Source organism: Variibacter gotjawalensis, from assembly GCF_002355335.1.
GTDB lineage: Bacteria > Pseudomonadota > Alphaproteobacteria > Rhizobiales > Xanthobacteraceae > Variibacter > Variibacter gotjawalensis.
On the sequence record NZ_AP014946.1, the window covers coordinates 3,916,042 to 3,930,038 of the forward strand.

The following is a 13,997-nucleotide window of genomic DNA, read 5'->3' on the forward strand; positions in this document are numbered from 1 at the left end:
TGACGCGGCAGTTCCGAGGGCCATTCGGCTCCGTTCTGATAAACACATTTTTCCGAGGGACATTTCCGACAATGCATTGGTCGAAGAGAATAGCGCTCGCCACGTTGATTGCGGCTCTACCCCATCAGGCCCCCGCGCAGACACTGCGCGCAGCAATGTCCTCCGACATCAAAATTCTCGATCCGATCTGGGTTTCGGCGGCCATTACCCGCGTGCACGCCTACATGATCTACGACACGCTCTTTGCGCTCGACGCGAAGGGCGAGGTCAAGCCGCAAATGGTCGACCGCTACGATGTCAGCTCGGACAACCTCACATACACCTTCACGTTGCGCGAAGGACTGTTGTGGCATGACGGAAAACCGGTAACGGCCGAAGACTGCATTGCATCGATCAAACGCTGGTCCGCCCGCGATGCACTCGGTCAAAAACTGACCTCGTTCATCGAGTCGATGACGGCAAGCAGCGAGCGCGTTTTCGAAATCAAGTTGAAGACGCCGACGGGGCTACTGCTGTTCGGCCTCGCGAAGCCTGCCGGCATCGTGCCGTACATGATGCCAAAACGCGTTGCTGAAACAGATGCCTTGACGCAGATCACCGACTATACGGGCTCCGGCCCATTCGTGTTCAAGAAAGACGAATGGAAACCCGGCAATAAAGTCGTCTACGTCAAATTCGACAAGTACAAACCGCGCCCCGAACCAATTTCGTATTTTGCCGGCGGCAAAGTGGCCAAAGTCTCCCGCGTCGAGTGGGTCGTGATCGCCGACACGCAGCAAGCCGTCAATTCGCTGCTGCAAGGCGAGGTCGACCTGATGGAAGTCGTGCCGCACGATTTGCAGGTTCTGCTGAAGGACAATTCCGATACTCGGATCGTTCCGCGCGCCGCGGCAGCCATCCAATACGTGTTCCGCCCCAATCATCTGACCAAGCCATTCGACAACGCGAAGATTCGCTTAGCTGCGGCCTACGCACTCAATCAGAAGGACTTTCTCGACGCAGCGGTCGGCGAGCCCGAATTCTATAAGCAATGCAAATCGATTTATCCCTGTGACACAGCGCTTGCCACCCAGAAGGGTATGACCGATCTGCTCGAGTCAAATTTTGAGAAGTCACGCGCCCTGCTCAAAGAAGCCAACTACAACGGCGCGCCGGTCGTGCTTCTCCACTCGACTGATTTATCAAGCCTGACCAACCTCGCACCTGTCGCAAAGGCATTGCTTGAGAAGGGCGGTTTCAAGGTCGATATGCAGTCGATGGACTGGCAGACATTGCTATCGCGGACGACGAAAAAAGATCCCGCAGATGCTGGTGGCTGGAGCGCATATATGACGTCGTTTCCGATCGCCGACGTGATCAATCCGGCCACCCTGCTTCCCCTCGCGGCGAATTGCGAAAAGGCATTCGCGGGCTGGCCTTGCGACGAAGGCATCGAGGCGTTGCGCGATGGGTACATTCGCGAAACCGATCCTGCAAAGCAGCGCGCAATCGCCGAAGCATTGCAGGTACGGGAGCGAGACGTCGTGACCCATCTGCCGATCGGCCAGTATTACAACGTATCCGGCTTCAGCAAGAAAATCACCGGCTTCTCCGACGCAGCTTCATTTGCCTTCTGGGGGCTTGAGAAGAGGTAACGCACAACGCGACGCCGGCACGCAGAGCATTTTCGCATGTCGTTATGGAGGATCAAACCAGCCGACCCGGCTGCACCATCTCGATATACGCGGTCATGTTCGATGCCGCAGCGATGTATTCGTCACCTGCTGCGACATCGAGGACATCTATTCGAAGCGCCTTTGCGCGAGATGCGTATTGACTCCACTGCGTCAGTTTTCTCTGATGAGATTTATTGAGAAATAGATTTTTCACGAGGGCCCTTTGGCCAACCGATCCGATACCGAGGGCTACGAATTTTTCTCACGAGGATTTTGAGATGACGCATTGGTCAAAGAAAATAGCACTCGCCGCTATGATCGCGGCTCTGCCGCAAACGGCACCCGCGCAGACGCTCAAAGCCGTCATGCATTCCGACATCAAAATCCTCGACCCTATCTGGGTTTCGTCGGTGATCACGCGCGCTTACAGCTACATGATCTACGACACGTTGTTCGCGATGGACGAGCACGGTGAGATAAAGCCGCAGATGGTCGATAAGTACGACGTGAGCGCGGACAAACTCATCTACACGTTCACGCTCCGCGATGGCCTCGTCTGGCATGATGGCCTTCCAGTCAAAGCCGAGGACTGCATCGCATCGATCAAACGTTGGGCGGCGCGCGATCCGCTCGGTCAGCGCATCGCGGCTTCGACCGTTGCGATGACGGCGAACGACGAGAAGACATTCACGATCACATTGAAGTCCCCGATCAGTCTGCTTCTCTTCGGGCTCGCTAAGCCGGCCGGGCTTGTGCCGTTCATGATGCCGAAACGCGTTGCCGACACCGACGCTTACAAGCAAATCACTGACCCGACAGGCTCGGGACCGTTTGTCTTCAAGAAGGATGAATGGAAACCCGGCGATAAAGTCGTCTTCGCGAAGTTCGATAAATACAAGCCGCGCTCGGAGGCGGCCTCTGGCTACGCGGGCGGCAAGGTCGTTAAAGTCAATCGCGTCGAGTGGATCGCAGTGGCCGATCCTCAGCAGGCCGTCAACGCACTGCTACAAAACGAGGTTGATTACCTCGAAGGTCCGCCGCAGGATCTCCTGCCGCTTCTCAAAGACAGCAAAGGCGTCAAGATCTTTCGAGTGAATATGTTGGGTGGGCAGTATTCCTTCCGCCCCAACCATCTGCAGAAACCATTTAACGATCTGAAGATCCGGCAGGCGGCGGCCTACGCGTTCAATCAGCAGGACTTCCTCGACGCTGCGATCGGCGATCCTGATAATTATAAAGTCTGCAAGTCGTACTTCATCTGCGGCACGCCATTAGCGAGCGAAAAGGGAATGGAAGGCCTGCTCGAATCCAACTTCGAGAAAGCCCGCTCGCTGCTGAAGGAGGCAAACTATGACGGGACGCCGGTCGTCCTCCTCCATTCCACGGACGTGCCGCAGCTCGCCAACCTCGCGCCAGTCGCAAAATCGCTGCTCGAGAAGGCCGGCTTCAAGGTCGATATGCAATCGACCGATTGGCAGACCGTATTGGGCCGGCTGCAAAAACGCGATGCCGTAAGTGCCGGCGGCTGGAGCGGATATCTCACGCTGTTCGGTTCGCTCGATCTCCTCAATCCGGTCATCAACGGCTTCATGGCCGCGAACTGCGAGAAGGCGATGCAGGGTTGGCCTTGCGACGCCGAGATCGAAAAGCTGCGCGATGACTTCGCGAACGAGCCCGATCCAGCCAAACAGCGCGCCATCGCCGAGGCGTTCCAAATTCGCGAACGCGAAGTCGTAACGCACATTCCGCTTGGCCAGATTCATACGGTCAGCGCGGCGCGCACGACGATAGGTGGCACTTTTAAAGCCGCCGGCACCGTCTTCTGGAATCTCGAGAAGAAATAGAACCGTGACACGCATCGCGCAGAATCGAGACGATCGCGCGATGCGTGCCAGCCAGCGCTTTGCCGCGTGCTGCGCACGCGCGACAGATCGCCACCGGGTGGCCATCCCGCACCCTGCCGGCAGTGCGACAGCAAGACCCTTCACCGCTGATCCTGCTCAAGAATTTTCGCTAACCCAACCCTCACGGACTGGCATGCATCCTGCACGTTCGCGCAACACGTGCGCGGCTTGGAGTTGCGTGCGCCGGCGGCTAGCATTCGGCCGCAAAGTCCACACAGGGGGAATAAGACCATGCGAACATGGCTTAGAGCGTTGGCGGTTGCCGGGGCCGTCGCGGCACTGCCGGCCGCTGCAGATGCACAGACGTTGCGTGTCGTGATGCACTCGGACGTCAAAATCGTCGATCCGATCTGGACGACGGCCTACATCACCCGCAACCACGGTTACATGATTTACGACACGCTCTTCGCCATGGATGCGAAGGGCGAGTTCAAGCCGCAGATGGTCGACAAGTTCGACGAGAGCGCAGACAAGCTCACTTACACCTTTACGCTGCGCGACGGCCTCCTGTGGCACGACGGCCAGCCGGTCACCGCCGAGGACTGCATCGCGTCCGTGAAGCGCTGGGGCGCGCGCGATCCGGTCGGCCAGAAGTTGATGAGCTTCATCGAGACGATGACGGCGAATGATGCGAAGACCTTCACGGTCAAGCTGAAATCGCCGACCGGCCTGCTCATCTCCGGTTTCGGCAAACCGTCGTCCAATGTTCCGTTCATGATGCCGAAGCGCGTCGCCGAAACGGACCCGAACACGCAGATCTCGGATTTCACAGGCTCTGGCCCCTTCGTCTTCAAGCGCGACGAATGGAAGCCCGGCGACAAAGCCGTCTACGTGAAGTTCGACAAATACAAACCACGCTCCGAGCCCGCTTCCGGCCTCGCCGGCGGCAAGGTCGTCAATTTCGCTCGCGTCGAATGGCTTGCCATTTCGGATCAGCAGCAGGCCGTCAACGGTCTCATCCAGGGCGAGATCGATCTTATCGAACAACCGCAGCACGATCTGTTGCCGCTATTGAAATCGAACCGCGACATCACGCTGTTCAACTGGAATGTGCTCGGCAACCAGTACACCTTCCGGCCGAACCACCTGCAGAAGCCGTTCGACAATCCGAAGGTCCGCCTCGCGTTGATGTATGCCTTCAATCAGAAGGACTTCCTCGACGCCACGATCGGCGACGCCGAATACTACAAAGTCTGCAAAGCCTATTTCGTTTGCGGCAGCCCGATGGCGAGTGAAAAGGGCATGGAGGATCTGCTGAGCTCCAATTTCGACAAGGCGAAGGCCTTGCTGAAAGAGGCCGGCTACGACGGATCGCCCATCGTCCTCCTCCATTCGACCGACTTGCAAGTCCTCACCAATCTCGCGCCGGTCGCGAAGTCGCTGATGGAGAAGGCCGGTTTCAAGGTCGACATGCAATCGATGGATTGGCAGACGGTCGTCGCCCGCCGCGTCAAGAAAGACCCGGCCAACGCCGGCGGCTGGCACGGCATGCTGACCTCGTGGGTCTCGGCCGATATCCTCAACCCGATCATGTCCGGCTTCGCCAATGCGAGCTGCGAGAAGGCCAACTTTGGCTGGCCGTGCGACGCGCAGCTCGAAAAGCTGCGTGACGACTTCGCGCGCGAGACCGACACGGCAAAACAGAAAGACATCGCGGAGGCCGTTCAAGTGCGCCAGCGTGAGGTGGTCACCCACATTCACCTTGGCCAATGGTACGGCGCGGCTGCGATGCGCAAGAACGTGACCGGCATGCTCGAAGCGCCTGCCCCAGTCTTCTGGAACATCAAGAGGAATTAGGAGTCAGCAAGTCGGCGCAAAAGACATTTCAATGCTTGAGGTGGAGGCAACTCCACCTCTTTTTCACAATCGCTTTTTGAGAGTTCATGAATGCACCGTTTGCTCAAAAGTCTTGCCGTTGTTTGCACTATTGCCACCGCGCCGTCGCTAGCGCAGGCGCAGACCACTCTTCGCGCCGTCATGCAGTCGGACCTCAAAATTCTTGACCCGATCTGGACGGGCGCCACGATCACGCAGCATCACGGCTACTTGATCTACGACACGCTGTTTGCCTTGGACGCCAACGGTGACGTGCAACCGCAGATGGTAGAAAAATACGATGAGAGCGCGGACAAGCTGACCTACGTCTTCACGCTTCGCGACGGTCTGCTGTGGCACGATGGCGCGGCGGTCACCGCCGAAGATTGTATCGCTTCGATCAAGCGCTGGTCGGCACGCGATCCACTCGGTCAGAAACTCGCGGGTTTCATCGAAACGATGACCGCGGACTCCGACCGAACCTTCACGATCAAGCTGAGATCGCAGACCGGTCATCTTCTTTCCGGCTTGGCTAAACCTGCCGCAAACGTGCCGTTTATGATGCCGAAGCGGATCGCCGAAACCGACCCGACAAAGCAGATCACCGAGTACGTCGGCTCCGGACCTTTCGTGTTCAAGAGTGACGAATGGAAGCCCGGCAACAAAACCGTTTACGTCAAGTTCGACAAATACAAGCCCCGCGCTGAGCCGCCGTCAGGTCTCGCGGGAGGGAAAATCCCCTATCTCGATCGCGTCGAGTGGCTGGCCGTCACCGATAAAATGTCGGCTCTCAATGCATTGCTCCAGGGCGAAATCGACTACGTCGAAGGCGTCCCCCACGACTACATCCAGCTGCTGCAAGATAGCCCCGGCATCGTCCTCTTCCTTCGCAAGAAGCTCAGCAATCAGATCGTTCTGCGCCCCAACCACCTGCACAAGCCGTTCGACAATCCGAAAGCGCGGCAGGCACTTTGGTACGCGCTCAACCAGAAGGATTTCCTCGACGCGGTCGTAGGTAATCCGAATTATTATGCGGTGTGTAAGTCCTACTTCATTTGCGGCACGGCCCTTGCGAGTCCAGTTGGCATGGAAGACCTTTTAACATCCGATGCCGCCAAGGCCCGGGCGCTCCTGAAGGAGAGCGGCTATGACGGCGCGCCTATCGTACTCATGCAGGCGACCGACACGCTGATGGTCAACGCACCTCCCGTCGCGAAGGCCTTGCTGGAAAAGGCAGGCTTCAACGTCGACATGCAAGCGATGGATTGGCAGACCCAGGTTGCGCGCAGGCAGCGGAAAGTTCCGCCCGACGCCGGTGGCTGGAGCTTATCGCTATCCAGCTTCGATTCAGCGGAGATCATGGATCCGATGGTCACCGCCATGATGAATGCCAGCTGCGACAAGGGGCTGGCAGGCTGGCCCTGTGATAGCGGCATCGAGAAGCTTCGCGACGACTTCGCACGGGCGACGACACTGCCGGAGAAACAAAAGATTGTCGAAGCGATCCAAATCCGCGAGCGGGAGATCGTCACTCACGTCCCGCTCGGACAATGGTATTCTGCTGGTGCATATCGCAAGAACGTCGATGGCTTGGTCGACGGTCTCGCGTTAGGCTTCTGGAACATAAAGAAGAAGAACTGACGAAAGTGCCCCGGGAGCGGCGCTTGCTTCTCCCGGCTGAATGAACCCGATTAATAACGCATAACTTTTTGGGGGCTTATGTTCGGTTATATTCTGCAACGCCTCTTGTCGACGATTCCCGTCGTCATCCTCGTTGCGATTTTCGTTTTTGTGCTGCTGCGACTGGCGCCGGGCGATCCCGCCGCTGTCATCGCGGGTGATAACGCCAACGCGGAGCAGATCGCTCTGATCCGCACCAAACTCGGCCTCGATCAGCCGATCTACACGCAGTTCTTTCTGTGGATCGGCCACCTCATTCAGGGTGACTTCGGCGAGTCATTCTTTTTCAAAAAGTCGGTGGGCGAACTCATCGCGAGCCGCATAGAGCCGACAATTGCTTTGTCCCTCGCAACCATCACGCTTGCGGTGATCATCGCCGTCCCGCTCGGCGTACTCGCCGCTTACAAGCACGGCACCGCCATCGATAAATTCGTCATGGGCTTCTCGGTGCTCGGCTTCTCCGTTCCGATTTTCGTCGTCGGTTACCTGCTGATCTACGTCTTTGCCATCAAGCTGAATTTGCTTCCTGTGCAGGGCTATCAGCGCATCGGCGACGGCGTGGGCGGCTTCCTACTCCGGCTTGTTCTGCCGACAGTGACGCTTTCGGTCGCCTATGTCGCGCTTATCGCGCGCATGACGCGCACGAGCGTACTCGACGTGATGGGTGAAGACTACGTCCGCACGGCGCGCGCGAAAGGTCAGGTCGAGCGCATCGTGTTATTCAAGCACGCCTTGAAGAATGCAGCAGTTCCGATCGTTACCGTCATCGGCCTCGGCATCGCGGGTCTCATCGGCGGCGTGGTCGTTACCGAAAGTGTCTATTCGATCCCTGGTGTCGGACGCCTCACGGTCGATGCTGTGCTGGCGCGCGACTACCCAACCATCCAAGCCATCATTCTCATGTTTTCGCTGGTTTACGTTTTCATCAACCTCGCGGTTGATCTCGTCTACCGCATTTTTGATCCGAGGATACGATATTGAGCGCCGAACAAACCATTGCGGCGAGCCCCTCGCCCGACACGCCCGCGCCAGCGCGCCAGCGTTTCGCCATCCGCAGCTTCATCTTCGGCAACTGGTCGACCGCGCTCGGTGTCTTCGTGCTGGCCTTCATGCTCGCACTCGCGTTGCTGGCGCCGTTCCTCGGCACCATGGACCCGACGGAAATCAATCCGTCGATCCGCAACAAAGGTCCCGGCTTCGAACGCACCGTCCGACACGACAACGGCACAACGTCCGTCGTCAAGTATCACATGGGCACTGATAGCCTCGGACGCGACATCTACAGCCGCGTTGTCTACGGCTCGCGCGTCTCGCTGATCATCGGCGTCACAGTGTCCGTGCTCAGCGTCGCGATCGGCCTCGTGATCGGCCTTTTCGCAGGTTACTACCGCTGGCTGGATGCTGTCGTGATGCGCATCATGGATGGGCTCATGGCGATCCCCGGCATCTTGCTGGCGATCGGCCTTATCGCGGTCTTCCGCGGCAGCGTGCTCGGCGTCATCGTCGCGATCGTGGTGCCGGATATTCCGCGCGTCGTGCGTCTCGTGCGCGCCGTCGTTCTGTCCGTGCGAGAGGAGCCTTATGTCGAGGCTGCAATCACGGCCGGCACGCCGACGCCGACGTTGCTGGTGCGGCACATTTTGCCGAACACCATCCCGCCGTTGATCGTGCAAGGTACGTTCATCGCGGCCGGCGCGATCTTGGTCGAAGCAGTGCTCTCGTTCTTGGGCATCGGCATTCCACCGGAAACGCCGTCGTGGGGAAACATCATGGCGGAAGGACGTAACCTGTTCCGCATTTATCCGCACAACATATTCTTCCCAGGAATTTGCCTGGCCCTCACGGTGCTCGCCATCAACATGCTTGGTGACAGCTTGCGTGACCGGTTGGATCCTAAATTGGCGAAACGCGTATGACAGCAGTTCTCGACGTTCAAAACCTCACCGTCGCATTGCCTGGCGGCGCCGATCGGCCTTACGCGGTCGAAAATCTATCGCTCACTGTCGGGAAAGGCGAACTCGTTTGCGTGGTCGGCGAGTCCGGTTCGGGCAAGTCGGTCACGTCCTTCACCGTCATGGGTTTGCTGCCCAAGACGCTGAAGCCGACTGGCGGCCGCATTCTTCTCGAAGGCGACGACCTTCTGACCAAGTCCCCCGCTCAGATGCGCCGTATGCGCGGGAAGAACATGGCGATGATCTTTCAGGAGCCGATGACGGCCCTTAATCCGGTTATGCGGGTCAGCGAACAAATCGAGGAAGTGCTCGAAATCCACAGCGACATGTCGAGCGCCGATAGGCGCAAGCGTGTCATCGAAGTGATGGAAGCCGTGCATCTGCCGGATATCCCGCGGCTGATCGACTCCTATCCGCATCAGCTGTCCGGAGGCCAGCGCCAGCGCGTGATGATCGCATCGGCGCTCGCGCTCGACCCCGCGCTCCTCATCGCGGACGAGCCGACCACCGCCCTGGACGTGACGACGCAGGCGCAGATCCTCAAGCTCATCAAGGAGCTACAGGTCCGCCGCAACACCGGCGTTCTCTTCATCACGCACGATTTCGGCGTGGTGGCGGAGATCGCCGACCGCGTCGTCGTCATGCAGCGTGGCAAGGTCGTTGAACAAGGGCCCGTGCAGAACATCCTGCAGAATCCGCGCGAGGCCTACACGAAGATGCTCATCGGCTCGGTGCCGAGCCTGACACCCGCCAACCGTCCACAGATCACCGATGCACCGATCGTCGTCGAGACGATCGGACTGAAGAAGATCTACAAAATGGGCGGGTTCCTGCAGGCGAAGAAAGAGTTCCGCGCCGCCGACGATATCAACCTGACGGTCCGCCGCGGCGAAACCCTCGGCGTCGTAGGTGAGTCCGGCTCGGGGAAATCGACTGTCGCGCGTTGCATCTCGCGGCTGATTGATCCGACCGAAGGCGCAATCCGTATCGAAGGCACCGATATCGCCACCGTTCCGGTAAGCAAGCTGCGGCAGAACCGGAAGCGGATCCAAATCGTCTTCCAGGACCCCTTCCGCTCGCTCAACCCGCGCATGACGGTCGGCGCCTCGATCGTTGAAGGTCCGATGAACTTCGGCGTCAGCAAGAAAGACGCGATCGAGAGGGCTCGCGAGCTTATGCGGCTCGTCAAGCTCGATCCGAACGCGCTCGATCGCTTCCCGCATCAATTCTCCGGCGGCCAGCGCCAGCGCATCTGCATCGCGCGCGCGCTCGCGATGGAGCCCGAGATTTTGATCGCCGACGAAGCTGTATCGGCACTCGACGTATCGGTGCAGCACGAAGTGCTCAAGCTGCTCGACGAGGTGCGCGTGAAATTCAACCTCGCAGTGCTCTTCATTACTCACGACCTGCGCGTCGCGGCGCAGATCTGTCATCGCATCATGGTCATGCAGCGCGGCAAGGTGGTAGAGGCCGGCATCACCGCCGATGTCTTCGCCAACCCGCAACACCCCTACACCAAGGCGCTGTTCGACGCGGCCCCCGGCCGCAACTACGAATTCGCCAAATTCGTCGCCTGAAACGCCGATTATCGAGACAAAACGGCCCGGAGCAATCCGGGCCGTTTTCGTTGCCGGTGACACCCGCACGCCGCATCGTGTATGCGTGAAGCCTCAAGCCGAGGTGATGTGATGCACTTAGCCGAACTCTTCCGCCAAGCCGAGATCGCGGGCGCGCTTCTCAAGGAGCGCAAAGAAACGATTGCGATTTCGGAATCGTCAACGGGTGGACTGATTTCGGCCGCCCTCCTCGCCGTCCCTGGAGCTTCGGCTTATTTCCTCGGCGGCGCCGTCGTCTATACGGTCACGGCGCGCCGCGAATTGCTCGGCATTCCGGACCAGGCGATGCGCGGAATGCGCTCGGCGAGCGAACCATATGCCGAACTCGCGGCTCGCACGGTGCGCGAGAAATTCGGCACCACATGGTCGATCGCCGAGACCGGCGCGACTGGACCGAGCGGTAACCGCTACGGCGACGCCGCCGGTCATTGCTGCATCGCGATTTCAGGACCACGCGACCTCGTCACGACACTCGAAACCGGCAGCACCGACCGCACCGGCAACATGCAGCAATTCGGCGTGCGCGCCATTGAGCTTCTGATCGAGACGCTGAAGGCGTAGCCGCGAACTCCGCTCATCCCGCGAAAGCAGGGATCTAGCTCGCGCCGGTAGGCGCGAAGAAATGTGTTGCAGCGCGCTCCGCGCGCCGCTGGATGCCCGCTTTCGCGGGCATGAGCGGTGGTTGGAATGCGTTCCTCGTACAAACTACGCCTTCGCCTGCCGCGCGGAGTAAATCGACAAGTTCGTATACGCCGCGGCGATCAGCGGCGTCTTTAACCCCGCATCTTGCCCACGCTTCAACAAATCCCCGACGATCTGATCCGCCTCGATGCGGTATCCCTGCACGAGATCGCGATACATCGACGGCGCTTGCGGCGACCCCTTCGACGTCAACGTCGCGCGCGTCGCCTTCAAAAACTCTTCGCTCGGCGCAACGCCAACCTTGCGAACAATCGATAGCACTTCGTCGAGGAACGCGAGCACGAAGTCGACACCGCCAGGCGCTGCTTCGATCTCGCCGATATTGCCGCGCATCAGCCCCGTGATGCCGCCAAGCGACGAGAGCAGGGTCCATTTCTCCCACATCTCGCGCATGATGTGCGGCGAGTGGCGCACATCGAAACCCGCGCCTTGCATAAATTTATCAAGCGCCTCGGTGCGCGGCGACGGCTTGCCGTCGGCCTCGCCATACGACAAGTCCTGGAACTTCGCGAGCTGAACGATGCGCCCTTCCTTGTCGAGCGTCGCCGCGACCTTGCAGACGCACGGCGTTGCATTGCGCGCGCTGAATCGCTTTGCGATCACGTCCATATGGCGCATGCCGTTGAGCGTCGGCAGGATCATCGTGTCCGGCCCAACAGCCGGCGCGATATCCTCCAGCGACTGCTCGAGCCCGAACGCCTTTACGGTCATTAGGATCGCCTCGTAAGGCTCCTTCAATTCCTTCGCCGTCACGACCTTCGGTGTGACTTTCGCATCCCCATTCGGGCTGATGATCTGCAGTCCGTCCTTCTTCAGCTGCGCTGCGCGTGCATCGCGCACGAGAAAAGTGACATCGCGGCCGTGCTCCGCGAGGCGGCCGCCAAAATATCCACCGGTCGCACCGGCGCCGACGACGAGAAGACGCATTTTTGTTCTTTCGGATTTTTCTGGAGCTATTTCGAGTGAAGTAGTCACCGGTTCACGTTAAGAGAATGCGACCACACAAAACCGACGCGGAGTGAAGCGGAGACGCGGGCGACTTTCAAGTCACGCGCGGTTCCTCACAAATCACACCTCGTCTTCCGAAACCGCTTCGCTCCACGGCTGGTAGGGCTCGGTCCCCCCCTCGTTCATCTCGCCGAGGCGGCGCACTGCGCTCGCAATCGTGAAGTGATACGGGAACACCGTCCGCTCCGCTTCCACAGTCTGGAACTCGGCCGCAAGTGCGGCTTTGATTTCCGCCGCGAGCCGATGATCGACGACCACAGTATCGCCGCCCGATACGTCGATGCGCGGCGCATGGATTGCGTCGTCGAGCGAAACACCATTCGCCATCATCAGCAGCAACTGCATCACGGCCGGCAGGATCTTGCGTCCGCCCGCGCCGCCAGACGCGACCGCATCGCCCGGCCCCGTCATGATCATCGGCGCATAGTTCGATAGTGCTTGCCGGCTCGGCGCCAGCGAGTTAGGCCCGCCCGGCCGCGGATCGAACCAGTTGATCGCGTTGTTGAGCAGAATGCCGGTTTGTGGCGACATGAATTGCGAACCGAACAGCGAGAGCAACGTTTGCGTCAGCGTGACCATGTTGCCGTCGCGATCGATGACGTTGATATGCGTCGTCGAACCGCCGGCCGCGATCTCGACCGCATCGCCCATCGTCCGGAAACGCTTCGCCCATGCGGCCTGCAAACCCGACGCAATCGCGCCCCAGGCGCGCGGATCGAACACGCCGCCGTCCCATCGCTCGCGCATCGTCTCAATAGCATCGAGCACGGTCGGCCCGCCGTTGAGGCGAGACGATGCATGCAGCGTGTAGTCGCCGATCTGCGACGTGCGGATTGCAGGCGTGCGGACATCGCTCGCGCGCAGAAGGTCCGCCTCGGCGTGAACGCCACCGCCCGCTTTCAAGTCGGCAAGCAGCAACGCGCCGATCTCTCCGCCATACAGCGCGCTCGGACCGTCATTGGCGATCGCCTCGAGCGAACGCGCGAGCGCCGGATTCGGCAGACGCAGCGGCGGCTCCGCGGTCGCCGCGATACCAGGCGACGGCGGCACACCGTGCGGAACGTAAACGGCGGCGCAGCCCGGATCGGCCGAAAGCTCGCGGATGCAGCGCGCGATCATCAACGTCGTGTGCCAGTCGACCACCGGGCCGGCCGACGCGAGCGCGTAAGCCGGCGCGACGAGATCGCGCCATGGCCGCCGCCCGTAACGCTTATGCGCCTCGGACACACCCGCAACCACGGTCGGCGCCACGGTCGAAACCGCGCCGCGCAAATTGCGATCGTCCTTCACGCGAGGCCAGCCGAACAGATCGCCGCCCGAGCCCTCCATCAGGGGATAATCTTCCGGATTGAGCGCGGCCGGCGCCCGCGCGCCGAAATCGAGCGCCGTCACCTGATTGTCCGCCGCCGTGCGCACGAGCATTAAGCCGGTGCCGCCGATGCCGCTCATCCACGGCTCGAGCACGCCGATGGCAAACGATGTCGCGACCGCCGCATCGACCGCATGACCGCCCGCCGCAAGCACGCGCGCGCCGATCTCGGACGCGACGCGATTGTGGCTGACCACGATGCCGCCGCGCGAGCGCACGGCCGGCTTGCGCACGATCTGATGCGTGGAGAGGTTCGGCGAAGTCGCGTTGACCGATGCCATGCAGTCCCCTTGTTG

General features: G+C 60.1%; 10 protein-coding genes. 8 read left to right on the forward strand and 2 right to left on the reverse strand.

The window, feature by feature from the left end; translation table 11 throughout:
- The first annotated feature begins 71 nt into the window (after positions 1–71).
- From GJW30_RS19225 to GJW30_RS19260, 8 genes are all read left to right on the forward strand, one after another.
- Positions 72–1,634 (forward strand): ABC transporter substrate-binding protein, encoded by a 1,563-nt coding sequence (locus GJW30_RS19225; RefSeq protein ID WP_096358015.1) that lies wholly within the window; start codon positions 72–74, stop codon positions 1,632–1,634.
- 299 nt (positions 1,635–1,933) lie between these two features.
- Positions 1,934–3,499 (forward strand): ABC transporter substrate-binding protein, encoded by a 1,566-nt coding sequence (locus GJW30_RS19230; protein WP_096358016.1) that lies wholly within the window; start codon positions 1,934–1,936, stop codon positions 3,497–3,499.
- Between the two features lie 291 nt (positions 3,500–3,790).
- Positions 3,791–5,356, forward strand: a complete 1,566-nt coding sequence (locus tag GJW30_RS19235) for an ABC transporter substrate-binding protein (protein ID WP_096358017.1) — start codon at positions 3,791–3,793, stop codon at positions 5,354–5,356.
- Positions 5,357–5,446: 90 nt separating this feature from the next.
- A complete protein-coding gene (locus GJW30_RS19240) occupies positions 5,447–7,015 on the forward strand; it encodes an ABC transporter substrate-binding protein (protein WP_096358018.1) in 1,569 nt (522 codons plus the stop codon).
- Between the two features lie 78 nt (positions 7,016–7,093).
- Complete coding sequence (locus tag GJW30_RS19245; protein ID WP_096358019.1) at positions 7,094–8,035, forward strand: ABC transporter permease; 942 nt, start codon at positions 7,094–7,096, stop codon at positions 8,033–8,035.
- A complete protein-coding gene (locus GJW30_RS19250) occupies positions 8,032–8,970 on the forward strand; it encodes an ABC transporter permease (RefSeq protein ID WP_245408565.1) in 939 nt (312 codons plus the stop codon). The genes GJW30_RS19245 and GJW30_RS19250 overlap by 4 nt, the downstream gene beginning before the upstream one ends.
- Positions 8,967–10,583, forward strand: a complete 1,617-nt coding sequence (locus GJW30_RS19255; RefSeq protein ID WP_096358020.1) for an ABC transporter ATP-binding protein — start codon at positions 8,967–8,969, stop codon at positions 10,581–10,583. The genes GJW30_RS19250 and GJW30_RS19255 overlap by 4 nt, the downstream gene beginning before the upstream one ends.
- Positions 10,584–10,694: 111 nt before the next feature.
- Positions 10,695–11,183, forward strand: coding sequence for a CinA family protein (locus GJW30_RS19260; RefSeq protein WP_096358021.1), 489 nt, complete (start codon positions 10,695–10,697; stop codon positions 11,181–11,183).
- Positions 11,184–11,327: 144 nt separating this feature from the next.
- Here GJW30_RS19260 and GJW30_RS19265 read toward each other — a convergent pair whose 3' ends face one another.
- Both GJW30_RS19265 and GJW30_RS19270 read right to left on the reverse strand, forming a co-directional pair.
- Positions 11,328–12,251: a ketopantoate reductase family protein gene (locus tag GJW30_RS19265; RefSeq protein ID WP_096358022.1), complete on the reverse strand. Its 924-nt coding sequence runs from the start codon at positions 12,249–12,251 to the stop codon at positions 11,328–11,330.
- A 141-nt stretch (positions 12,252–12,392) separates the two neighbouring features.
- Positions 12,393–13,982: a gamma-glutamyltransferase gene (locus tag GJW30_RS19270; protein WP_096358023.1), complete on the reverse strand. Its 1,590-nt coding sequence runs from the start codon at positions 13,980–13,982 to the stop codon at positions 12,393–12,395.
- Positions 13,983–13,997: the final 15 nt, after the last annotated feature.